General features: G+C 70.4%; 22 protein-coding genes and 1 pseudogene. 18 read left to right on the top strand and 5 right to left on the bottom strand.

Annotation, left to right across the window (positions count from 1 at the left end):
- Window positions 1-70 precede the first annotated feature (70 nt).
- The gene (locus ACZ4Z3_RS36905) at window positions 71-652 is read right to left on the bottom strand and encodes a hypothetical protein (RefSeq protein WP_468505153.1); all 582 of its coding nucleotides are present in this window, start codon (window positions 650-652) and stop codon (window positions 71-73) included.
- Window positions 653-1272: 620 nt separating this feature from the next.
- Between ACZ4Z3_RS36905 and ACZ4Z3_RS36910 the strand changes: the two genes are divergently transcribed.
- The 6 genes from ACZ4Z3_RS36910 (at window position 1273) to ACZ4Z3_RS36935 (ending at window position 5740) form a co-directional block, all read left to right on the top strand.
- Window positions 1273-1536 carry a helix-turn-helix transcriptional regulator gene (locus tag ACZ4Z3_RS36910; protein WP_468505154.1) on the top strand — a complete coding sequence of 88 codons (264 nt, stop codon included), beginning with the start codon at window positions 1273-1275 and terminating at the stop codon, window positions 1534-1536.
- Between the two features lie 160 nt (window positions 1537-1696).
- Entirely contained in the window at window positions 1697-2584 is an 888-nt protein-coding gene (locus ACZ4Z3_RS36915; protein WP_468505155.1) for a DUF6083 domain-containing protein, read from the top strand.
- Window positions 2581-3057 carry a hypothetical protein gene (locus ACZ4Z3_RS36920; protein WP_468505156.1) on the top strand — a complete coding sequence of 159 codons (477 nt, stop codon included), beginning with the start codon at window positions 2581-2583 and terminating at the stop codon, window positions 3055-3057. The genes ACZ4Z3_RS36915 and ACZ4Z3_RS36920 overlap by 4 nt, the downstream gene beginning before the upstream one ends.
- A gap of 76 nt (window positions 3058-3133) precedes the next feature.
- The gene (locus ACZ4Z3_RS36925; protein ID WP_468505157.1) at window positions 3134-4600 is read left to right on the top strand and encodes a UvrD-helicase domain-containing protein; all 1467 of its coding nucleotides are present in this window, start codon (window positions 3134-3136) and stop codon (window positions 4598-4600) included.
- Between the two features lie 194 nt (window positions 4601-4794).
- Complete coding sequence (locus ACZ4Z3_RS36930) at window positions 4795-5373, top strand: hypothetical protein (RefSeq protein WP_468505158.1); 579 nt, start codon at window positions 4795-4797, stop codon at window positions 5371-5373.
- Window positions 5374-5557: 184 nt separating this feature from the next.
- Entirely contained in the window at window positions 5558-5740 is a 183-nt protein-coding gene (locus tag ACZ4Z3_RS36935) for a hypothetical protein (protein WP_468505159.1), read from the top strand.
- 112 nt (window positions 5741-5852) lie between these two features.
- Here ACZ4Z3_RS36935 and ACZ4Z3_RS36940 read toward each other — a convergent pair whose 3' ends face one another.
- Window positions 5853-6224 (bottom strand): DUF6188 family protein, encoded by a 372-nt coding sequence (locus ACZ4Z3_RS36940; protein WP_468505160.1) that lies wholly within the window; start codon window positions 6222-6224, stop codon window positions 5853-5855.
- A 101-nt stretch (window positions 6225-6325) separates the two neighbouring features.
- On the opposite strand from ACZ4Z3_RS36940, the pseudogene ACZ4Z3_RS36945 reads away from it, so the two are divergent.
- Together ACZ4Z3_RS36945 and ACZ4Z3_RS36950 are read left to right on the top strand one after the other, a co-directional pair.
- Window positions 6326-6598 (top strand): annotated as a pseudogene (locus tag ACZ4Z3_RS36945) (GmrSD restriction endonuclease domain-containing protein); the annotation flags it as partial.
- Window positions 6595-6879 carry a hypothetical protein gene (locus ACZ4Z3_RS36950; RefSeq protein WP_399098128.1) on the top strand — a complete coding sequence of 95 codons (285 nt, stop codon included), beginning with the start codon at window positions 6595-6597 and terminating at the stop codon, window positions 6877-6879. The pseudogene ACZ4Z3_RS36945 and the gene ACZ4Z3_RS36950, both read left to right, overlap by 4 nt.
- Window positions 6880-6922: 43 nt before the next feature.
- On the opposite strand, the gene ACZ4Z3_RS36955 is transcribed toward ACZ4Z3_RS36950, so the two are convergent.
- A complete protein-coding gene (locus ACZ4Z3_RS36955) occupies window positions 6923-7396 on the bottom strand; it encodes a hypothetical protein (protein ID WP_468505161.1) in 474 nt (157 codons plus the stop codon).
- A gap of 564 nt (window positions 7397-7960) precedes the next feature.
- Between ACZ4Z3_RS36955 and ACZ4Z3_RS36960 the strand changes: the two genes are divergently transcribed.
- Window positions 7961-8431, top strand: coding sequence for a hypothetical protein (locus ACZ4Z3_RS36960; RefSeq protein ID WP_468505162.1), 471 nt, complete (start codon window positions 7961-7963; stop codon window positions 8429-8431).
- Between the two features lie 341 nt (window positions 8432-8772).
- On the opposite strand, the gene ACZ4Z3_RS36965 is transcribed toward ACZ4Z3_RS36960, so the two are convergent.
- Complete coding sequence (locus ACZ4Z3_RS36965) at window positions 8773-11736, bottom strand: tetratricopeptide repeat protein (protein WP_468505163.1); 2964 nt, start codon at window positions 11734-11736, stop codon at window positions 8773-8775.
- Between the two features lie 10 nt (window positions 11737-11746).
- Window positions 11747-13990, bottom strand: a complete 2244-nt coding sequence (locus ACZ4Z3_RS36970) for an ATP-binding protein (RefSeq protein ID WP_468505164.1) — start codon at window positions 13988-13990, stop codon at window positions 11747-11749.
- Window positions 13991-14266: 276 nt separating this feature from the next.
- Here ACZ4Z3_RS36970 and ACZ4Z3_RS36975 point away from each other — a divergent pair, with 276 nt between their 5' ends.
- The 9 genes from ACZ4Z3_RS36975 (at window position 14267) to dcd (ending at window position 22880) form a co-directional block, all read left to right on the top strand.
- A complete protein-coding gene (locus tag ACZ4Z3_RS36975) occupies window positions 14267-14923 on the top strand; it encodes a dTMP kinase (RefSeq protein ID WP_468505165.1) in 657 nt (218 codons plus the stop codon).
- Entirely contained in the window at window positions 14920-16422 is a 1503-nt protein-coding gene (locus ACZ4Z3_RS36980; RefSeq protein WP_468505166.1) for a nucleotidyltransferase family protein, read from the top strand. Before ACZ4Z3_RS36975 ends, ACZ4Z3_RS36980 begins: the two co-directional genes overlap by 4 nt.
- A complete protein-coding gene (locus ACZ4Z3_RS36985; RefSeq protein WP_468505167.1) occupies window positions 16415-17614 on the top strand; it encodes an aminotransferase class V-fold PLP-dependent enzyme in 1200 nt (399 codons plus the stop codon). The genes ACZ4Z3_RS36980 and ACZ4Z3_RS36985 overlap by 8 nt, the downstream gene beginning before the upstream one ends.
- Window positions 17611-18174, top strand: coding sequence for an adenylyltransferase/cytidyltransferase family protein (locus tag ACZ4Z3_RS36990; RefSeq protein ID WP_468505168.1), 564 nt, complete (start codon window positions 17611-17613; stop codon window positions 18172-18174). The genes ACZ4Z3_RS36985 and ACZ4Z3_RS36990 overlap by 4 nt, the downstream gene beginning before the upstream one ends.
- Window positions 18171-18857: a class I SAM-dependent methyltransferase gene (locus ACZ4Z3_RS36995; RefSeq protein WP_468505169.1), complete on the top strand. Its 687-nt coding sequence runs from the start codon at window positions 18171-18173 to the stop codon at window positions 18855-18857. The genes ACZ4Z3_RS36990 and ACZ4Z3_RS36995 overlap by 4 nt, the downstream gene beginning before the upstream one ends.
- Before the next feature lie 9 nt (window positions 18858-18866).
- Window positions 18867-19403: an NUDIX hydrolase gene (locus tag ACZ4Z3_RS37000; RefSeq protein ID WP_468505170.1), complete on the top strand. Its 537-nt coding sequence runs from the start codon at window positions 18867-18869 to the stop codon at window positions 19401-19403.
- Between the two features lie 39 nt (window positions 19404-19442).
- A complete protein-coding gene (locus tag ACZ4Z3_RS37005; RefSeq protein ID WP_468505171.1) occupies window positions 19443-20234 on the top strand; it encodes a hypothetical protein in 792 nt (263 codons plus the stop codon).
- Window positions 20235-20295: 61 nt separating this feature from the next.
- Window positions 20296-22266, top strand: a complete 1971-nt coding sequence (locus ACZ4Z3_RS37010; RefSeq protein WP_468505172.1) for a PEP/pyruvate-binding domain-containing protein — start codon at window positions 20296-20298, stop codon at window positions 22264-22266.
- Window positions 22263-22880, top strand: a complete 618-nt coding sequence (gene dcd, locus ACZ4Z3_RS37015) for a dCTP deaminase (protein ID WP_468505173.1) — start codon at window positions 22263-22265, stop codon at window positions 22878-22880. Before ACZ4Z3_RS37010 ends, dcd begins: the two co-directional genes overlap by 4 nt.
- The last annotated feature ends 25 nt before the right edge of the window (window positions 22881-22905 follow it).

The raw sequence follows: 22905 nt of genomic DNA on the forward strand, positions 1-22905 counted from the left end.
GCCCAGGATGCGGAGACCGAAGACGACCCAAGATCGTAGTAAGTGACTCCGTCTTGAAACGACGTCCTGCTCATGCTCCTCGGCCCTGTCTTTGGCCCGCCTCCACGGAAGCCCGCAGAAGCCATTGGAGGTCTTCCGTATCAGCGGCAATGCGCCATGCGCTCAGCAGCCCTGCTGCCGCCAGTTGCTCAAGCACGTGGGGTAGTTCCGTGGGTTGGATACCGCACTCGTAGGCTGTCCGGTCGGCCTCGATGAGCCCTTGGCCGGTGTCGGGGTGGCTGTGTGCCGTGAGGTAGACACTCATCAGTTGCGGGAGCGGACCGAGCGCCCCGGCCCGGCTCGGACTGCTGGCGCGCAGCGCCCAGTCCGCCGCGTGGCGGCGGTCGCGGCGTGCGGGCGCTTGGCCGAGCACCACGGCGTCCAACAATACGGCGGCCACCCCGTCGGCACGCTCGGGGATCCTGCGCAGCCATCGCGCTTGTTCCAGCTCCTGCCAGGGGCTCAGGTCGGCGCCGAGACGGAGGCTACGCAGCAGGCCACGAGGAATACTGACCCGCATGCTGGTGTTTGTGCGCAAAGCGCACTGCAGGGCGATGAGCCGGGTGGCGGGCGAGGTTCCGTCGGGGAGTGCGGCCGCTAGATAGCTGAGCATTTCCCTGACCCTGATTCGCGCGTCCGGTTCGCTGGGTTGCCGTCGGCGGCGGGAGGCGGCCGGTGCTGGCCGAGGGGTGAGCTGGGTGGTGTCGGGGACGATGGCGGCGTGGGCTGTTGCTGCGGCGCAGGCGGTGCAGGTGTCGGCGAGGCGCCATAGCCGGCCGCTTCGCTCGCAGGCGAGGAGGAGTCGGACGGGGCCGGCGCAGCCGCGGTGGGGGCGGTGCCAGCGGCAGCCTCGTTCGTGGCACTGGCAGGTCCGCAGGTGGGGCGGGAGGGTGTCTTTGTGGGCGTGGCGGGCGAGGTGGGTGAGGGCGGCTGATCGGGCGGAAGTCGCTGCGACAGTGCTGTTGTTGTCGTGGGGGCATTGCCGGCAGGTGAGGAGGAGTCCGCTGGTGTGTGTCCGCAGTTCCACGGTCCAGGCGCGCGGCGTTGGCGTGCAGGGTGCGCGCAGCCTCATGGGCGTGGGTCCTCCTCTTGATGTTCTTGCTGGTCTTTGCCCGGAATTGAGCGGCGGCCAGCGTAGTGCAGAGGTCTGCCCTTGTGCTGGCGTCACCACCTGGGGAAATAGGGCAGAGGTCTACACTGACAGGGCAGGGGTCTGCACCGTCGGATGGTCGGGTGACGATCTTGCCGCCCGATCCGGACCTCAATGCGCTGCGGCTGGAGCTCGCGCGTCTGCGGGCGGTGCGTGGGTGGACGTATGACGAGCTCGCCGCCCGCAGTGGCCTGGCCAGACGCACGGTCATCGAGATCGAGCAGGGTCGCACCATCGGCACACTCAAGACCTGGCACGCCCTCGCGCACGCCCTGGGAACACCGTTTGAGGAGCTGTTCGGCACGTTGTGCCACGGCCACGATCTGCCCGGCTCCAGTGACGACTGATCCCCTGCCCGTGCAGCCACAGTGGATCACCTGAAGCGGCGACGCCATATCGAAAGCGCGCGCGGCGTCTCGTACGTCAGTCGCCCTGTGTTGGGCTGAGCGGGCGATACAGCAGCAGCGTCGCGGTGTGTGCGGCGTGTTGGCTGGCAGGTTCGCTCGCATGCGATCCAGGCCTTCGTCTTCTGTCAGGCACTGGGACGGCAGCCCGGTTGCCGTCCCCGTGCACCGTTCGCTGCGGGTGGCCCCTACGGGCGGGAGCCGTCTGCTGCGTTGCGGCCAGGGCGGCCGCTGCCGCGAGTGCGGCAACCGGATCGAGTGGTACCGGCGCACCGACCAGCGAATGGTCCGTCTCCATCCGCACGAGCTGCCGACGGCCCGGGTCCCGGCCGGCTGCCGCTGGCATGTCAGCTCCGGCATCGCCCATCCTGCCGGGGACAGCAGCAACTGGTGCCGCATCCCTCATGCCCTGCTGTGTCCCGCACGGGATACCCCGGCGGCGGCAAATGGTCTGGCGGGACTGCGCAGGTCCTTGGCCGTGCACACCCGCCGCATGATCGACACCGGCACCTTCACCCCGCCGACCAGCAAGCCGGACGAGACCGCGTCGCAGCCGACCGCGTGCCGGCCGGCCCGGCCGATCGTGCAGCTGCTGTATGTCCGGTACCTGGCCGCCAGCCCGGTCGAGGCGATCCGGTGTGTTGCCCGGACCCGGCGCCGGGACCGCTGCCCGCGCCCTCTGCTCACGTCGGATGCCCCTGCGGGCACCTGGACCCTGGTCCCGGCCACAGCAGCAGCGGCCGGTCAACTGGCTCTTCCGGCCGAGGTGATGGCCGTCTACGACCTCAGCCCCCTCCCCTACTCCGAGCAGTTGCGCTGGCGTGCCCAGCGCTGCTCGCAGCACGCGGCCAGCCCGACGGTCCCCGACCTGGCGGTAGCCGACTGGGAGCCCTTCGACCCCCTCACCCACCATGAGCACATCCACGCCCGCCTTCCCACCTTCGGTCGCCGCGGCCCGTCGAGCCGCGGCCGGAAGACGGTGCGGCCGTGACGCGGCACCACGCCGTCGAGATCCTTCTGACCCGGCCCCTGTCCCCCGGCGAGCTCAAGCGCGCCAGCCGCAGTGTGCCGCTGGCCGTGAACGCCGACCGCACCCGGCTGATGGCCTTGCAGCACGCCTCCAGCCCGGGCAACGCTCTGCACACGCTGCGGGGCCGCCTGGAGGGGCGGTTGCCCATCGACGTCCTGAGCACGCACTACGCGGACCGCAACGGCCAGGTACGGCTCAACGTCACGTTCAGCCGAAGCGACATGGCGGCCATCCGCCGAGCGGCAGCCGCGCGGGGCCAGCGCCCGGCAGAGTTCCTCAGCCGGCGCGTGACCGCAGCGGTGGCAGCGCGGAAACGTGATCGCCTGCGTGCGCTCGAGAACCGGCTCGAAGTTCTGCTCGCCGACCACACGCTCGACGACGTCCTGCTCTGCGCGGGCCGCGCCCTCAGCCGACACCGCCCTACATCCTGTTGACGCGCCTGCCCATGTGACGCCCCTGGTCACAGGCACCGGACATCGTGTCCCCCTTCTGTCCTTTGCGGAGCTCTTGTTGCCTACGTCCACCGATGAACAGGTCCATGCCGCCGACGTCTTCCGCGCGGGCCACCACCTCGCTCTGCAGGCCGGCGCTGGCACGGGCAAGACGACCACGCTGGCTCTGCTGGCCGCCAGTACCCAGTGCCGCGGCCGCTACCTCGCCTTCAACAAGAGCATCGCCCGAGACGCCGCAGCGCGCTTCCCCCGCACCGTGCAGTGCAAGACGGCCCACGCCACCGCCTATGCGGCCCTCGGCCACCGCTACACAGGCCGCCTCAACAGCCCCCGCCAGCCGGCCTGGAAGACCGGGCAGGCGCTCGGCATCACCCGGCCCGTCCGCATCGGCGCACACGAGATCAGCGCCAGATCACTGTCCAACACCGTGCTGCGCACCGTGACCCGCTTCTGCCACTCGGCCCACCGCACGCTAAGCAGCCAGCATGTCCCCGCCCTGCGCCGCCTGACAACGCCCGGCGAGCACGCGCAGCTGGCCGAGGCGGTCCTGCCGTTCGCCCGCCGTGCCTGGGCTGACCTGCACAACCCCGACCAGGGCGTGGTCCGCTTCGAGCACGACCACTACTTGAAGATGTGGGCCCTGACCGAGCCGAAGATCGATGCGGACTTTCTCCTGCTCGACGAGGCCCAGGACACCAACCCCGTCCTGGAACAGGTCTTCTCCGCCCAGCGCGGCCATGCGCAGCTGGTCATGGTCGGTGACTCCGCTCAGGCCATCTACGGCTGGCGCGGCGCCCGCGATGTGATGACCGGCTTCGATGCCACACACCTGGCCCTCACCCGGTCCTTCCGCTTCGGTCCGCTCATCGCCCAGCAGGCCAACCGGTGGCTGGAGCTCGCCGAGGCGCCCATCCGGTTGACCGGCAGCGAGACGATCCCTTCCGAGGTCGGGGATCTGGCCTGCCCGGACGCGGTGCTGTGCCGCACGAACATCGGCGCCATGACCGAGGTCATGCGCCTGCTCACCGACGGCAGGCGCGTCGCCCTGACCCGCGGCGCACCAGCTCTGGCCGCCCTCGCGCTCGCCGCCCGCAGCCTCCAGGAAGGCCGCCCCACCACCCATCCCGAACTTGTTCTCTTCAGCTCCTGGGGCGAGTTGCAGGAGTACGCCGAACACGACCCCGCCGGAAGCGACCTGCAGCCCTTCGTCAACCTCGTCGACACCCACGGCCCCGACGCCATCCTCGCCGCGATCAGTCAGCTCACCGACGAGAAGACCGCCGACGTCACCGTCTCCACCGCCCACTCCGCCAAAGGCCGCGAATGGCCCACCGTAAGAATCGGTGACGACTTTCCCCCGCCCAAGGACACCGATCAGTACGACGCCCAGGGCCGCCACATTCCCGAACCCGTCAGTGACACCGACGCCCGCCTCGCCTACGTCGCTGTCACCCGTGGCCGCCACCACCTCGACCTCGGCGGCCTGTCCTGGATCGACAGCCACCTCTCCCACAGTTCGAGCTGATGACGCAACTCCCCTTCACTGAGGGTGCGTTGGGGTGCACCTACTGTTCAGGCCGCATCATGCTGTTCCTGGCCTCGGCAGCTGCAGGACATCCCCGATCTGGGGCTGTGGCGGGCGCAAGAGCTGTGAAGACAGAACGGGTGAGTAACATCCCTGGCCAACAGCACAGTCTTTCGCCCAGAGGGAGAACAGTCATGGCCGCGACACCAGCACAGACAATCGATCTCAAGGCGCAGTACAGCGCCCAGGTCACCGCCGACCTCGAGCACAACGCCAAGGAACAGGACCGACTTCGCGGGGAGATCGACGCCCTCAACGAGCAACTTCTGCGTCTGCAGCAGGACCACACCGTGCTGGTGAACATGCAGCAGGCACTCGGCGTCGTCACCCCCGAACCGACCCCCGCAGCTACAGACACCGCGGCGCCTTCCGTCCCCCGACAGAAGGCCACTCCCCCGGCAGCGGCCAAGCGGTCCCGTACGAAGAAGACCACCGCCCCCCAGGGCGGCAAGCAGACGAAGGCGAAGAAGCCTGCGGCCAAGGCCGCGGCCCCCAAGGTGACTCAGCCGACCCTCGTCGAGCTCATCCGCCAGCACCTCACCCACCAGAGCGAACCGCGCTCAGCAGCCGAGGTCGCCACCGCCCTCAGCCAGGCCCACCCCGACCGTCGCATCCAGACCAACGTCGTGCGAACCACCCTCGAAGGGCTCGTGGCCAGGAGCAAAGCCCAGCGCACCAGGCAGGGCTCATCCGTCTACTACACCTCCCCCTGAGGCACAAGAGCCGACCACACCGCCCCAGGCCGACTCCCAGCCCGCCCAAGGCAACCGCTGAAGCCGCCGTCTTTCCACTTCCCCAGAGACGGGCCGAGAGGCGCCGCACGCGCATCCTCCATGGCGCACGTACTGGGAACGCATCCCGGCCAGGCACTCATGCCCCGCGAGGTGACCTCCGCAAGTGGGACAGCCCCGTTGCCCAGACCGCATCGGCGTCACCGCCACCGTCTACGCTCACGTCCGGCTCCGCCTCCGAGGCCAGGCCATCGACGACTTCGGCACCGCCCTCAACGATTCGGCGAACGCCAAGACAGAAAGGACCGACGGCGACGTACCGCCACCCTCCACCACTGGAGTCCTCTGACGTTGCCGACAACTACTGCCGTCGGACACCTCTGTGGCCCCTTCGAGGCCACAGATTTGCTCCTGCACGCAGGTGTGGTGCGGAGGTCAAGCTTTCCTGCTACGGCCGGGTATCACTCACCACTCCACACCGCAATGTCCCCTCCGGGCATGCAGGTCACTCGCCTTCCCTTGGGTCCGACAAGCTCCCAAGCCTCATACTCCTCATCTGGCCGGACAGCCAGCTTCGTGCCGCTTTCGAATTCGATCACGAGATCTCCAGCTGTCCGCACCTCGGCAGTAGTGATCATGTCTCGGGCCAATCGGACGAGATTGGGGGCCGCGTCGTCCGGGGATTCTGGATCGAAAGACACGTGGTCCCCGGCCGGGAGCTGGAGAACTGCCTCTGTCTCAATGCGCAGTTCACAATCTGCGCTAGTCAGGACCGTGAGAGCCGCGTCGAAGCAGACACGGGTAACTGCTTGACCTCGAAGGTTCAGGTCCATGCCTACCACCCCACCGGAAGAGGATAGGTGCCATCGGGATTCATCGGGATATGGGTAGCTGCTTTCGAGCCGGGTTTTCCGTCGAGACCGATCGGCTGGCCATTGCCAACGCCTGGCGCTCGGGGGCCGCCGACTGGACGCAGGACAAGCGCAGGGAGTTCGCCGACGACATGAACCACCCGCAGCTGCTGGCGGTGTCGGCGTCCTCCAACCGGTCCAAGGGCGACCAGGGGCCGGACGAGTGGCAGCCACCGTCCAAGACGTACTGGTGCATTTACGCCCGCTCCTGGGTGTCGGTGAAGGCCACGTACGGGCTGTCGGTGACCGAGGCGGAGAAGAACACGCTCACCGACATGCTGGACACCTGCTCGTGACCGGCAGCGACAGCGCGCCCGGACGGCTGGTCGACGCGGTGACGGCGGGGCCCGGCGGGGCGATGACCGACGAGGTCGGCGTCATCACCGGCGACCTCACCATCGCCACCAGCCTCCGGCCCGACGGGCGTGCCCAGATCGTGATCCAGTACACGGGCGCGGAGGAGTGGTACACCCTCACCGGCAGCCCCGCCCCCCTGCCGCCGGGCGGGCTGGCCGCGCTCCAAGCGGACGTCGTCCAGCGCGTCCGTCACGGAGGCGCGGCACAGGCCCCGCATTAGCCGGAACGCGGGAGGCTTGGCGGCCGCGTTCCGCCGGGGGTCTTCAGCAGGCGTAGGTCTTTCCGTCTGCTGCGGTGTTCCAGTTGCAGGAGCTGATGGTGCCAGCGGCTGCGTTGTTGTCGGCGCTGCCGGGCTTTTTCAGCCGCAGGTCGGGGTTCTTGGCGGTACTGGTGTTGAGCAGCACGTGCCGGCCGTAGCCGCGGTAGATGTGGTGGTTGCCGCTTGAGTCCTTGTGGTTGGTGCCGCTGCCGGTGTGCACGTACGCCTTCGCTCCGGCCGGCAGGCTGTAGGAGGGCAGCGCGCGGCCGTAGGTGTTCGTGGTGATGTCCGGGACGTAGCCGCCGGTGTTGACCGTCTTGGTGGTGACGTTCTTGATGACGAAGTACTCGCCGTTGAGATTGACCTGCTTGCCGTTCTTGACGTCGGCCCCGGCCGCGTTGGGCCGGACGTGCGTGACCATGAGAGCCCCGCTGGTGGAGGCCGCATGGGCGGGCATCGGCAGAGCGATGACGGCCACCGCGGCCGCGGCAAGGGTAGCGACACGTGAGGAACGGCGCAAAGGGGTGCCTTTCTCGTAACCGGGCACAGGCAGAACCCCGCGCCCAGGAAGCGGCGCCCAGTCTGCACCAAATAGCGATCACACATGGTGAGATTCTGTGATTTGCATTCTCCTCGGTCGCAGCCTGAACTTCGGGAACCCGGCAAGCCGCAGCCTCGTCGTGGTCGACGGGCGCGCTGCGGAGTGTGGGTAGCGGGCCCAGGATCTGCGCCAGGAGTTGACCCAACCGTCGGCCTGATCATCGCGTGCCAGCCGCCGGTTCTCGTCCGGAGCCGCGGCGTGCGGGCCGCGGACCAGTACCTACGTAGCGTTCACCAGAGTGCCCGCACCCCTCAGGTGCTGCGATGAGCTGTTGTGCACGGAGGGGCCGGTGCGGACGCCGCTCCGCCGCCATCGGCCAGACGCGGTCCCCGCCTCGTACTCGCGGCCGCCGCCGATGCCGATACGCGGTGTCCTACCACCACTGGCGGCACCGCCGCCGGGGTACTTCTCCATCAGAGGACCCAGGTGCGGGGGGGGCAAATGGACTGGACTGTGGTGGTAACCACGGTGCTGGGTGCCATGATCGGTATTGCATCGGCGTTGGCGCTGGAACACGCGCGGTGGCGCAACCAGGCCAAGGACCGGCGAAGTGACACTCTGCGCTCGGTCTACGCTGCGTATCTCGGTGCGGTCTCCCAGGCTGCCGAGCAGATATGGCAAGCAAGCCGGGCTGGGCTCTCGACCGCCGACGACTCAGCAAACAAGTCTCATTCCGCATTCGGCGATCACGATGTATTCGCGAAACGGTACGAACTCGTGCTCCTGGCTCCGGCCGACGTGGCCGCCCTCGCGAACGACGTGGTGTGGAAGCTGGTCAAGTGGAGTGACCAGGTCATCGGTGGGGCCACCCATGATCTGCCCGACTGCAATGCCGCCCGGCTCGCGTTCAACCAGGCACGAGACAGCCTCATCGAGAGAATGCGCCAGACCTTGCCTGGAACAATGGACTGAGCGCCGTGAATACCCGCACCCTGGGCTCACGGGAGCGCCGCTGCATCGCATGACCGGGGCCGACTGCGCAGTCGGCTCATCGAGGACGGGGCGCAGCCGCGGCTTCGGCTCGGGCCTTGTTTGGCGACCCACCTCCTTCCGGGCATGCTCGCGGGCCCACTCCTGGGCGGTCACGGTCTGGTGCAGCAGCTACCCCTGTGTCGCGCGGCGCAGCGTCGCCGCGTCGACGCCTGACAGCACCGCACTCTGATGACAGCGGCCATCGCGTCCTAGGATCGTCGAGGCGGGCACGTCCGCACAGCCGACTGACCCGGTCTACCCCTATCGTCGCTGGCACGCCGTCAGTCGATGAAGGTCCGTCCTTCTCCCGGCCGCTCCACCGCCGCGTCGACCAACTCCTCGATCCACCGGTACAGGGACGTCGCGGTCCGGGTGAGGGGGTGGTCACGTCCAAGCTCCCGTGCCAGACCCGCTTCGGTGTCCTCCGCAACGGCGAGGGCGACGTCGCGCTGCCCGTCCATCTGGTCCATCAGGGCAGTGGCGTGCGCCAGCCAGAGCTGCGTCATCAGCGCCCGCACCTCGTCGTCCTCGCCGCTGTCTGCCATCAATTCCTGTGCAGAGCAGGCCAGCTCGAAGGTCTCGATCCTTCGGTCCATATCGTCGACCTCCAGGCGGACACCGCCGGACGTCACCCCGTGCGGCAGCGTCTGCACAGGCTCCATCCGAGGCGTCGGCAGGGGCGGACCCTCGTCGCCGGCCGGGCCGTCGGCGGCTGTCCCGCGGCGACAGGCGACGAGGCAGTGGCGCAGGGTCGTGACCGTCGCCGGGTGGGACGGCCCCTGGAGGTCGAGCCTGCACCGGTACACCTCGCGGAAGCCCTCCTCCTCGCGGTCCGGCCCCGCCGTCCCGTCGTGGTTGGCCGACGCGGCGACCAAGCGGTTCTCCAGCGCGTCGAGGGTGTCGCCGTGCCGCTCCCCGTACAGGTCCCGGCGTAGCCGGTACGCCCGGTCGAACCAGTCGGCCGCCTCCGCGCGGTGCCCGAGCGCGTACGCGGTGGTGCCCATGCCGTTCAGCGCGTCCGCGTACTGCGGGTGCCGGGTGCCCAGCACCCGGGCCGTGCGGGCAAGCAAGGATGTGCGCAGCCGCAAGGCCAACGCGTGGCGGCCCTCCAGGGAGGCGGCGACCGAGGCGTTGGCCAGTGCCAGCAGGGTGTCCGGGTGCTGCGCGCTGTTCCTGCGGGACCTCGCCCTGTACACCTGCCCGAACACCCGCCATGCCGTGCGGTACTCGCCGCGGTCGAGGTGGGTCACTCCGACGTTGTTGAGCGCCGTCAGGGTATCGGGGTGGTGCGGTCCTAGGAGGGCAGCGAGCCCTTCATACGCCTGGTGCTTGAGACGCACCGCCGTGTCGTGGTCTCCGCACATCCCGTGGGCGACCGCCAGTCCGGCCAGCACGCGCAGGGTGGTGATGTCGGACGGGCCGAGAGCCGCGATGCACCCGTCGTGGAGCAGGCGCAGGAGTCCGAGCCCGGTCCCGGGGTCACCGCTCTCGGAACGCACCCGGCCCGCCTCGTTCAGGAGGTGCTGATCGTCCCGCTCCGCCAGCGCGACGGCGACCGTCCGCACGTGCGGAAGCGCCTCGAAGGTCCTGAACCGGGAGGCGGCGCCCGCCGCAGGTCCTTCCAGCCTCTCCCCGAGCACCCGGACGGCGGCCCGGCGAGCGCGTTCGCGCGCAGTGTCGTCGTGGTCGGCGAGCCGGACGGTTCGGCTGACGAGGGCGTGCACACTCAAGCTCCCCGTGCCGTCGGGGCGGGCCAGTGCCAGCCGCTCGGCCTCGGCGAGACCGCGGCGGACCAACTCCCGGAACTCCTGCCGGTCCCGCCCCTCCCCGTCCGACTCCGCGAGGATGTCCGTGAGCAAGTTCGGCGAGAACAGCGCCGGCGCGAGCAGGGACGCCAGCCGCATGACGGTCAGGCCTTCAGGCGTCAGCCGGTCGATCCCGCGCAGCAAGGTGGCGCAGATGCTGACGCCGTGGGCCGTCGGCAGATGGACGCCGAGCCGCTCCGCGGTCTCCAGGACGTCCGGGCTCGGCTCGGCGAAGGAAGCGAGGAGACCGGCGAAGCCGCCGGTCTCCGGCAGCGCGACGAGTTCCGCTGCGACGGCCATCGCCAGCGGATGGCGCCCCAGAGCTTGCGCCAGCCTCCGGCGTGCCTGGCGCTCCGCACCGGGGGACGGCGACAGCCTGCTCGACAGCAGCGCCAGGGAGTCCAGCTCGCCCAGCTCCCCGACGTCGATGCGCGCCCCCTGACCCCCGGGTCCCGGGGCGCGGGACGTCACGAGCGTCCTACCCAGCGCCGTGGGAGCGACCAGAGTGCGGAAGACGGCCGTGTCCACCCCGGCTGGCAAGTCGTCGAGGATCCACAGGTAAGGCGTGCCGGTGGCGGCCAGACGCGTGCTCAGCGCCGCACGGGCCGCCGCGGCCGGGGCATCGGGTCCGACGAGTTCCAGACGGCGGGCGATGGCCATGATCCGGTCGTCCACCAGGGCGGCCACCCGCAGCGGGTCCCGGGAGCCGTCAAGGTGGGAGCCGAGACCCCCGAGGACGAACACGCCGCCCGGATGGTCTTCGGCGAACAGCCGCCCGTATTGTTCCGCGAGCATCGTCTTGCCGATGCCGCCGCCCCCGACCAGGAACACCACGGGCGGGAGGTCGCTGCCCGCCCCGTCGTCGCCGTCGAAGGCGTCCCGGATCTGCCACAGCTCCTGCAGCCTGCCGCGGAAGTGCCGGCTGCCGACGGCCGGTTCCGGATACCAGGACGGCACCGGCGGTTCGGGAGCGTCGCCGAAGGTCTGGTGGTCCATACCGTCGACCAGCCGGTGCACGGAGTCCGACACGTCGGCCAGTGCGGCCGTGACGGCGGGCAGCCGCAGGCACTTCAGCCGGGAGGACAGCACCTGCGAGAACCTCATGCCACGGACGACCGCCATCACCCGGCGGGTCTGCCCGGACAGGTGGTAGGAGCGGGTCAGCGCCGTGTACATCTCCCAGCGGCAGTACTGGCTCTCCGGGAAACTGGGCGTGTAGAGCGCTACCAGGGTCCGTGAGCCGTCGAGGGCGGCGCGGATGACGGTCGGGATGTCGTCGTAGTCCCGCATACCGGTGACGTCCCTGAAAACCGACAGGCCGTGGGCCTCCAGCAGTTCCTGGAAGCGCACCGCCAGGTCGATGTCCTCCCAGGCGTAGCTGAGGAACACGTCGTATCTGTGCCCGGAACGCGCCGGACCCTCCACTACCGCCGAACCCACGGCCTCCCCCTCACCCGTCCTGCCGGTTCTTCCGGTCGGTGCGCGGCACCGCGCCGGACAACTCTGCCGCTGCCAGGGCGAGATGGTGCAGTGCCCTCGCCTCCTCGTGGCGGCTGCCGCACGTGCGGCTGACGACGACGGCACGCTCCAGCCACTCGGCGCCCTCCCGCGGCCGGCCGCTGCGCAGGTAGGCCTCGCCGAGGCAGTTCAGTGCCATGGCCGTGTCCAGGTGCAGGTGCAGGCCCAGGTTGTCCAGTGTGGCGAGCGCGGTCTTCAAATGCCCGATGGCGGCGTCGAACTGGCACAGCTCCACCTCGGTCAAACCGATGCCGCGCAGTGTGATGGCGACGTTACGGCGGGCGCCGCTGCGTGTGTAGTAGGCCAGTGCCGTGCTGAACTCCCGCAGGGCCTCGGAGTGTTCGCCCCGGTAGAAGTGCACCCAGGCCCGGTTGCCGACGGCGTTGGCCGCACCGTGCTCGTCGCCGATGCCGTGGAAGATGCGGTGGGCGCGTTCGTAGTGCGCGGCGGCGCCGTCGAGGTCACCGGTCTCGATCAGGGCCAGGCCGAGGTTGTTCGCGGTGACCGCCTCGGCGGCGGGATCGGCGACGCGGTGCGCGGCGAGCAGCGCCTCACGGTGGCTGGCGACCCAGGCGTCCCAGCGCTTGGTGAGGAAGAAGAAGTCCCGCAGGACGTACGCCAGTCGCCAGCACTCGGCGTCCATGCCGAGCCGGGCGCTCTCCCGGACCAGGGCCACGACGGTCTCTTGCTCTGCGGCGAACCACGCCAGCGACTCGTCGTGTCCGGCGACCGGCGGCAGCAGCGCGGCGGTCACGTCCAGGCCGTCGGTGACCGGGAGACGGTAGCGGTGCGGTGCCAGCACGCGCCCCATCGCGTCGGCCGCGGCGACGTAGTGCCCGGCCAGCCGTGCGGTCACCGCCGCCCGGGTGCCCTGCGCGAATCTGCGGTCCGCGACCTGCCGGGCAAACACCCTCAGCAGGTCGTGCAGGCGGAAGCGGCCGGGACGGGTCCGCAGCAGCAGGTGGGCGTCGGCCAGCCGGTTCAGTGCCCGCTCCGCGGCGGGTAGGTCCCAGTCGGCCATGACGGCGGCCGACGCGGCGTCGCAGTCGTCGCCCGGCAACAGGCCGAGCAGCGCGAACAGGTGCTGTTCGGAGGGGCCGAGCGCGTCGAAGGAGACGGTGAGCGGCGCGACCACACTGCGCTCGCCGTCGTCCAGTTCGGCTAGTCCCCAACGCCGATCGGCCAGCCGCAGCGCAAAGTCCGCCACCGTCCGCGGTCCGCCGGGTCGGCACCGGGTGGCCGCGATGCGCAGCGCGAGCGGCAGCCGGCCGCACAGTTCAACGACGTCGCGTACCCCCGGCGGGGGCGGACCCTCGCCGGAAGTGCCCCGGTCGCCCGTGCCGATCCCGGAGATACTGCTGAACAGTGCCTCCGCGTCGAGTGCAGGCAGCGGACCCAGCGGGACGTGGTGGCCCTCGTCCAGTGAGGGCAGGGCACTCCGGCTGGTCACGAGGACGGGGCAGCCCGGTTCACGCGGCAGCAGCGGCCTGATCTGGTGGGAGTCGACGGCGTTGTCCAGGACCACCAGGGCCCGTCGGCCGGTCATGGCCCCCCGGTAGACAGCGGCCCGGTCCTCCACGTGGTGGGGAATGGTCTCGGCGGGCATGCCCAGCATGCGCAGCAACCGGTCCAGGGCGTCCGCGACCGTGACAACGGGCAGGTCCTGCGAGTAGCCGTGCAGGTCAAGGTAGAGACAGCCGTCGGCGAAGTGGGCCTCCGTCCGGTGGGCAATCCGCAGCGCCAGCGCCGTCTTGCCGACGCCGGCCATCCCGGTGATCGCGCACAGTACCGTCCCGGCACGCCGGCGGGGGCCGGCATCCAGGACGAGCGACTCAATCAGCTTCGTCTCGTTCTCACGGCCGACGAAGTGCCCGCTCGGCTCGGGCAGGGCGTAGCGCTGCCTCGGGATCTGACGGACCGCGTCCTCGGGCGCCGTCGCGGCCGGGGACAGGTCGTCGGGGCCGAGCACGTCGCCGCAGAGGCGCGCGAGCTCGGCGCTCGGTAAGGCCAGTCCCCTCTCGACCTTGCTGAGGTAGCCCTTGCTGTAGTGCACGAGGCGGGAGAGGTCGGCCAGGGACAGTCCTGCGGCTGTCCGCCGTCGGCGCAGCGAGAAACCGAACCCGGCTCCCGCTCCTTGGCCGGTCCCGTCCCGTCCATGTGGGTCCCGCCCGGTCATGCCGGACGTGCTCCTGCCCGGCCCATCGGCGTGCCGCTCGCGGCGGATCGCCGCCGCTGTCCCTCGCGCGCCCCGCTTCCGGGTGACGGGGGGTTGCACAACTCCCCCGTCACCGCCCGGGTTTCCGCCCGCTGAGCTGCGGCGATCCGGCCGCCAGTGTTTCCACGGGTTTCCTGTGGTGGGAAACCTGTCGGCGGTGCGCCGCCGCAGGGCGCATGGTGGGTGCCGTCCGGTCGGCAGTGCGCGGGATCGAACGCGTGAGGGCGAGGAGAAGACATGGATACTGGCACCAGAGGGCTCTTCATCGTGCTGCTCGGGATCGATGGCAGCGGCAAGACCAGTCTCCTCTCCGCGCTGCGCGGCGGCACGTTCGCCGCCGTCGGCTGGCGCGACCTCCGCAACCACGATTTAACCGCCGTCATGGCGCCGGACGCACCCAGCGCCATCAAGGATCGGCTCTCCGACGTGCCGCGCGCGATGTTCGTCGGGGGTCACATTGTGGCCCAGTACGAGTACTTGGTGCGACCGGACGTTGTCGAAGGCAGGCACGTTCTGCTGGACTCGTACTGGTACAAGGTGCTGGCGAAGGAGCGTGCCCTCGGCCGCCTGAGCCCGGCGCTCGACGAGTTGCGCCAACTGCTCCCGGTGCCGGACGCGGTGGTGTTACTCGACGTGGACCCGCGCACGGCCTGGGCGCGCAGGGGCGGGACCTGCGCGCCGTACGAGCGGTTCGACGATCCGGGCGGCCAGGCGGCTGGCTTCGTCCGCTTCCAGGAGTGCCTGCTCGCGCAGTGGGAGATCGACTTGAGCGGTCATCCGGCGGTGTACCGACTCGACGGCGAGCGGCCCTTCGACGAGGTGCTCACGTCGCTGCGGGACACCCTGGAGCTCTGTGCCGTGCCGCGCCTGCCCGCACTGGAGGCACTGTCGTGAGCGGGCGGGCGACGGGCGGCAACCGGTTCGCGTCGTCGGTGCTCGACACTTGGGCGACGATGTTCGTCGACCCAGAGCGGACGGAGCGTGCGGCGACGGGACTTCACCGGTTGGAGGGCCGACGCAGGGCGGTCGGAGACGTCCTGCGGGTGCACAAGGCCGTTCCCCAGTTCCAGTACGGGCTGGACCAGTTGGCGGTCTCGGGTCCCGAAGCCCACCGTGCGCGGGCCGCCGCCGCCAAGTCCTGGTACGCCGCCGAGGCTGGCCGTCTCGCGAACCATCTGCGGCTGCTGCGCTCGGAGTTGGCCTGGCTCGCCGGACAGCCGGAGGTGGCGGGCGCCGGCCTGGCGGTCATCAAGGGCTTCAACAACGCCCGTTTCTATCGGGATCCGTCACCTCGCTGGAGCCGCGACGTCGACGTGTACGTCCCCGACTGGGGGGCCTGCCTCGCCGTGGTCCGGCTGCTGCGCGAGCGGGGCTACGTCTTCGACGAGGAGGAATGCCCGTGGTTCAAGGCAGAGTTCGAGCATGGACGGGCCGAGTACGGCCAGCTCTTCCTGGTCCGCGCGGAGGACGGCCGGTTCTCCCGGGTGGACATCCACTTCGGCACCTACTCGGTGGGGGCCGGGGACTACCTCGACTTCCCGCTGACCGACTTCTACGAACCGGTCGCGCCGGATCTCGGCTACCAGGGCGTCAATCCCACCGGGACCCTGCTGGTGATGTTCGCCCATGCCCTGTCCGACGGGTACGTGTCGGTCAAGGACGTCAACGACACCGTGTCGCTGACCCTGACGCGGGGCGACGTGGACTTCGGCCGCCTCGCACGGGAGATCCGGCGGCACTCGCTGGAGCCGCAGGCGCTGCTGCTCGCCGACCACCTGACCAGGCTCTACCGCGACCCGCGCATCGGCGGCTTCGCGCGGGCTCTGCGCCGCGCGGCGGGCGGCGGGCGCACCTCGCCGCTCTGGCGCATGCACGACCGCAACTGGCACCGGCGCGCCGCCGTCAACGCGGTCCACGCGTACCGGTCGGCGCTGCGCCGGCGCCGGGGGCCGCTCGTCGCCGCCCGACGAGCCGGCCAGTGCGCCGTGTTCTACAACCGGCGGCTGTCCGTCACGCTCAGCGACCGCACCCTGCCGCAGCAGCTGCTGGTGCGGCTGATGGCGCGGACCGACCTGACCCGGTGGCGGCTGCGGTCGGACGCCTGCCCGACCATGATCCACACAGGTCACCCGGCCCTCATTGGGGTCGCACCGGACCGCTTGGCCGCGCCGGACGGCTCGGCTGTGGGGCTTCCGCGACTCAGGCCGACGCCCGCCGCGGGGGTGCGGGTGGGCGGCACGTTCCCCGACCGGCAACTGGTAGCCATAGGTGACGACGTCTTCCTCTGCTCGTGGGACCAGGTGGTCACCCGCCGGGACGCTGCACTGGCGAAACACCTCGCGTCGGTGCAGGGCGCCGCTACCCAACGGAAGGGAGAGCTGGCGGATGACTGAGCACGCCGTGCACGACGACGGTTTCCGACCAGCGTCCGATACCGGCCGGTTCTTCGACTGGGCCTCGACCGCCCCGCTCTCCCGCGCCTGCGTCCGGGCGGTGGCGGAGTTCTCCACGGCGGCGGCCGCCCACCGTTCGCCGCCGGACTTCCAGAGCGAACGGACGGCCGGTTTGGGCGCGCTGCGGGAACGCATCAAGACGGTCTTCGGCGCCCGGCCGGACGCGGAAGTGGCGCTCGTCCGCAGCGTCTCCGAGGCGTCTTCGGCCCTCGCCAGCGGGCTCACCGTGCCGCCGGGGGGCGAGGTGCTCGTCACCGCAGCGGACCATCCCGCGCACGCCGCGCCGTGGTGCCGGCTGGCGGGACAGCGCGCCGACGTACGGCTGCGCACCCTGCCGTGCCTGCCCAGCGGGCTGGTCGACCTGGAGCGCGCCGCCCTCTTGCTGTCGGAGCGCACGGCGGTGGTGGCCTGCACACACCTGACACATCTCGACGGCGTACTGCAGCCGGTGGCCGAACTCTCCTCCTTGGCACGCAAGTTGTCACCCGCCGTGGTGATCGTGGACGCGGCGCAGTCGGTGGGCCGCATCCCGGTGGACTTCGACGCCCTTGGGGTGGACGTCCTCCTCGCCACGGGCCGCAAGGCGCTGCTCGGCCCGATGGGCGCCGGATTCGTGATCGCCGCGCCCGGGGCTCTGGACGGGCTCTCCCCGCTGCTGCTGTCCCCGCGCAACTGCGAGGCACGTACCGCGGCGGACGGCGCGTGGCAGCCGGGGCCTTGCGAGCGCGGAGGCCCAGCCGCCCTGGAGGGAAACCTGCCGGACCTCTCCGCGCTCCACGGCCTGCTGGCGTCCCTGTCCGCCTACCAGCGTGCAGGCCCGCGGCACCTGGCCTCGGTGTGCCGGACGACGGCAGCCGACGTGCCGGTCGCCGCCGCGCACGCGGGTTTCCGCACGTTCGGCCCGGCATCGGCCCCGGGAGGGTACGGCATCGTCCGGGTGCGCTCGCCCCGCGTCGCGGACCACCGTGCCGTGAAATCCCGCCTGCGCGCCCGGGGCTGGTCGGTCGCCGCGACCGAGGAATGGCTACGCGTCAGCGTGCACGCCTGCACCACGCCGGGCGACGTCGCCGCGCTGTTCGACTACCTGGCGCCGTTCGGCGCCCCCGGACCGACCGCACGGAGTGTGCCGTGAACCCGCGATGGACCGTGGTCCACGGACGCTTCCAGCCCTTCCACCTCGGGCACCTCGAATACGTCGCCATCGCCGCACGCAGGAGCCGGCACGTCATTGTGGGCATCACCAACCCCGCCCTGGGTCGGCTCGCCGAGGAGCGGACCTCGGCCCACCGGCACACCAGGGACGCGAACCCCTACACCTACTTCGAACGGGCCGAGATGGTCACCGCCTCCCTGCCGGAGGCGGTGCCGGCCGACGCGTGCACCGTGCGTGTCGTGCCGTTCGACGTCTCGGACCCCGGCACGTGGGACGACTACCTGCCCCGCGGCTGCCTCCACCTGGTCACCCTCAACGAGCTCTGGGACGAGGAGAAGTACCGGCGTTTCCAGACCGCCGGGTACGCCGTCTCCGCGGTGCCCGGAAATCCGCGCCGGGTGACCGCGACCGAGGTACGCCGGCGCATGGCCGCCGGAGAGGACTGGCGCGCGCTGGTGCCCCGCGGCACCGCCCGTGTCATCGACGGCCTGACCGCCGCCGTGCCGCGTGAGGGAGCCGCACCACCGCAGTCGCCGTGAGCAGTACCAGCAAGCCCGCACGCACGCTTCCCCTGGAGATCACCGAACCGATGACTGCCACCTTCTGGAACACCAAGCACCGCTCGTATCGGGGCACCGACTGGATCCGTACCCCCACCTACTTCGCCCAGGAGGTCGTCAGCCGCTTCCCGGCCGGCTCGGCGGTACTGGACGCCGGCTGCGGGCAGGGACAGGACAGCGCCTATTTCGCCGCGGCCGGACACCGGGTGACGGCGATGGACCACTCGGACTTCGCCCTCGCCCAGTTCCCCGAGGAGGCCCTGTCCGCGTCGGTCCGACGCGTCACCGCCTCCCTGGCGGACTTCCCGCACCCCTTCGACGACGGGTCCTTCGACGTCGTCTACGCGCACCTCAGCGTCCACTACTTCGACCTGCCGACGAGCCGGGAGATCATGACCGAGTTCCGGCGGGTACTGCGCCCCGGCGGCCTGCTGTGCGTCATGGTCAACTCCGTCGACGACCCCGAGCACGGCGAGGGCAGACAACTCGGCCCTGACTACTACGAGCTCGAACCGGGTGACGCCAAACGGTACTTCAGCCGACGCACGCTCTACGACCTCACCTCCGACCTGTTCGTGCCCTACCTGCTGGAACAGCACGGCCGCACCCGCAAGGACCCCCACCAGTCCTTCGTCCGGCTCGTCGCCGAACGGAACGAGTGAGGAGGAGCCATGACCGACATGCCCGCCCCGACCGTCCACGCGTCGGACGTCAGAACCACTGCGTTCGGCGACTGGATCTCCGTGGACTCCCGGACCGTTCAACTGGCCGGAAGCCAGAGCATGGAGACCCACGTCGTGCGGTTTCCCGCCATCGCCCTGATCGTCGCGCTGGACGGCGACGATCTCGTACTCATCCGCCAGTTCCGCTTCCCTCCGCAGTCCTGGGTGATCGAGGCCCCCGCAGGCCGGGTGGAGCCCCGCGAGGACCCGGCGCGGACAGCTGTCCGGGAACTGCGCGAGGAGACCGGATTCCAGGCCAGCCAGGTCGAGTTGGTCGGCACCCTGCGGATCAGTCCGCACCTGTCCGACGAGACGACCTACGTCTACGCGGCCACCGGTCTGGTGCCGGGTCCCGCGCACCCGGACAAGGGCGAGTTCATCCAGCGCTTCATGGTGCCGCGCGGCAACGTGCGCGCAATGGTGCGCGAAGGCCGGATCGTCGACGCCAAGACCATCGCCGCCCTCGCCGTGTGCGACGTGATCTGAGTCCGAACAACGCACGCCTGAATAGGAGTTGTGACGCCGATGGGATTCCTTCCCCGGATCGCGGGAGCAGTCCGCGCACGACGGTATCCCGACGCGTACACGGGGTGTCTGCTCGCCGTCCTGGTCACCGTGCTGGAGATCGTCTCCGGATTCACGCAGAACCGGAAGTGGATCGACGTCCTCTTCTCCGCGACCGTCGTCCTGCTGCTCGGCCTGATCGCGCTCGCCACGGCCGACATCCGGATCCGGCAGAACACCGTGATGAACGGCGCCCGCGGCGGTCTGCTGTTCACCGGCCGCTCCCAACTCCCGGCACTGGGTCCGCAACTGCAGGGAGCCCACCGGAGCGTCGAGATCTACGGGCTGCAACTGGGCCACGTCGTCCACCACATGCTGCCCACCATCGCCGACCGGGCGCTCTCCGACTGCCACTTCAGGCTCGCCCTGCTCAGTCCCGTTGACGCCAACGGCGACAAGGTGCCGTGGATCGGTGACATGGGGGCGGTGCACGGCTTCCCGAACCTGGAGGACGTGCTGCGCGCAAACCTGGCGCACCTGCGGCACTGGCACGCGGGCCTGACCCCCAAACAGCAGCGCAACATCGAGATACGCGCCTACCCCGTCATCCCGACGGCGTCGGTAATCCTCTTCGACGTCAAAAAGCACTCGGGATACGCGCACGTGGAGCCGATACTCCACACCCTCCCCCCGATGGAACGGCCGACCTTCTGGATCACCGAGAAGGACGACTTCAAGCTGTTCCACCTGCTCGTCGACCACTACCAGGAGCTCTGGCAGCAGGCGATCGCCCTGCCCGACCTCGCCCTCTGATCCTGGCCAGCTCCCCCGCCTTCCGGGCGACAGACCGGAGCGGAACCACGGAAGGTACTTCATGGACATCCCCGCCCTGAGTTCCCTGCGCGCGGCCGACAGCGGCCGTGTCGGCGGCAAGGCCGCCGGGCTGGGCGAACTCCTCGCGATCGGCCTGCCCGTCCCGCCGGGATTCGTGCTGCCTGCCGATGCACTGTCCCCTCTCCTCTCCGACCGGGGCGGGCTGGCGCGGCTGCTCGCGTCGCTGGTGGACGAACACGGCCTGCGCCGGCCGTTCGCCGTCCGTTCCTCGGCCGCAGCGGAGGACGGCGCGAACGCCTCGTACGCGGGGCAGTTCGTATCCGAACTGGACGTCGGGGTCGAGGATCTGGCGGCGGCCGTGGAGCGCTGCGCGCGCTCCGGCGGATCGGACCGTGCGGCTTACTACACCGGGCGGATGGAAGCCGACGAGTCCGGGGGCGGGACGGAGGTCGCGAGCGGGGAGGGCGCGGCTGCCGGCGAGCGCGTTCCCATCTCGGTGATCGTGCAGGAACAGGTGGCGGCCGACCTGTCCGGTGTGCTGTTCACCGCCGACCCGGTGACGGGGGACCGCGAGAGCTACCTGCTGGACGTGGTTTTCGGCGCGGGAAGCGCGCTGGTCGGCGGTGAGACCGAGCCCCTCTCCGTCCGGCTCTCGGGTGATGGCATGCGGACAGTCAACCGGCCCGACTGGTGCGACGCCGCGCTGGAGACCCGCGTGCTGGGGCTGATCGCGGAGATCCGGAGCCTGGGCAAGGCGGTCACCGACCACCGGGCGGCGCCGCAGGACATCGAACTGTGCGTCACCGCCGACAACGCCGTGATCCCGGTGCAGGCTCGTCCGATCACCGCGCTGCCCGCACCGGCGCACCGGGACTTCGCCCTCCGCTTCATCCCGGTGACGTCGGCCGACCGGGCCGAACTGGGCGGCCTGACCGGCCTGGACAAGGTACGGCTGCGGCTGATCGCCGAGGAGAACGACCTGGCGGTGGGGCGGGCCTGGATCGTCCGGGCCCGCCCCACGGCCGACTCCGCAGGACCGGACGCCTCCCCGCTGCCCGAGGCCCTGCGCGACGCCTCTCAGATCAGCTTCGTCCTCCAGGACCCGGCCAGACTGTCCGGTTCGATCGTCCGCCGCTTCAGCGCTGCCGGCACCAGGCGCGAGGACCTCGACGGCATCGTGCAACTGGTGGGCGCTGCCCACGACGAGTTCGCGCTGATCGCCACGGAGGTACGGTCGGCTGTCCAGTCCGGGGTGGCACGCAGGTTCGGCGACCGCGTCCTGGTCGAGATCGGGTTCGGGGCCTTCGTGCCCAAGGGAGTCGTGACCACCTCGCAGTACGTGTGCACCCTCGACGGCAAGGTGGTTCAGCGCGAACTCACCCTTCAGGAAAGGGCGTTCGTCATTGAGGACGGTCAGCCCAGGAGTGTCGTGGTCGGCAGGACGCCGGAGCTGTCCGACCGGCAGATCGAGGAGGTTTGCCGGGCCGTTGCGGTGGCGGGCGCGTACTACCAGCAGCCCTCGGTGGAGTTTGGTATCACCTCGGACGGCTCGTTCTTCCTCATCGACTTCGTCGACGAGGACACAGAGGGAGCCGCCCCGGAAGCGCTCAACGTCATCGCTCCCGGCCGGGTCAGCGGGCGGGTGATCCGAATCGACGACGATCACGACCTGCTGATGGAGTCCCTCGACTTCCACTTCCACACCGACCGGACCGACGCGGCAGGCGGCCGGCCGGCGGACGACCCCGTCGTAGTACTGGCCCGGCTGCCGTACCTCTCGCTCGAACGGTTCATCCGGGGCCGCGACCCCAGGTCCGTCGGGTTCGTCTTCCGCAACTGCTCCTACCTCAGCCATCTGTCGATCGTGCTGCGAGAACTGGGCGTCCCCGCGCTGGTGGACGCGGAGGCATTCGACACGCTCGCCGCGGACTCCGTGGTCCTGCTTGACAGCGCCTCGCAGACCGTGGGGCCCGTCACGCCGCGGCAGGCCGGGCAGGGGCAGACCCTGTGATCCTCTCCGACCAGGACATCCTCGGTGCCGTCCGGTGCGGCGACATCGGCATCACGCCGTTCGACGAACGGCTTGTCAAGCGCAACAGCTACCTGCTGCGGCTGGCGGGGCCGTTCCGCCGCATCGAGGGCGACGAGATTCTCGACACCGCGGACCCCGAGAGTTTCGCCCGGTGCGAGGGCGTCCTCGAAGCCGGTGACAGCGTGGTGCTCACGCCGGATGCCCTCGTGCTGGCCGGCACCCGAGAACGCGTCAGCCTCGCGCCCTCACTGGTCGGCCTGCTCTCCGGCATCTCCAACGTCGCCCGGCTCGGCGTCCAGGTGCACGCCACTTCCCAACTCGTCAACGCGGGCTTCGCCCACGGCGCTCCCTCGCGCCTCGTCTTCGAGCTGTCGACGGTCGGCGGCCGCCGGGTGCGGTTGTACGCCGGCACTCCAGTCTGTCACCTCGTCTTCGCCCGGCTCTCGGCACCAGCGGCGGCACGGCACCCCAGCGGCAGAACAGGCCAGCTCGGCACCGCCCCAAGCCGCCTCCTGGACCAGTTCGGCCACTTCTACGCGCGGGGGGAGGGCGGTGCCGTGGCTGCTTGCACACCGCTGGCTGAACCCTTCTGACACTGACCTTGCGCTTCAGACGGGC

Source organism: Streptomyces sp. NPDC030296 (assembly GCF_055572815.1).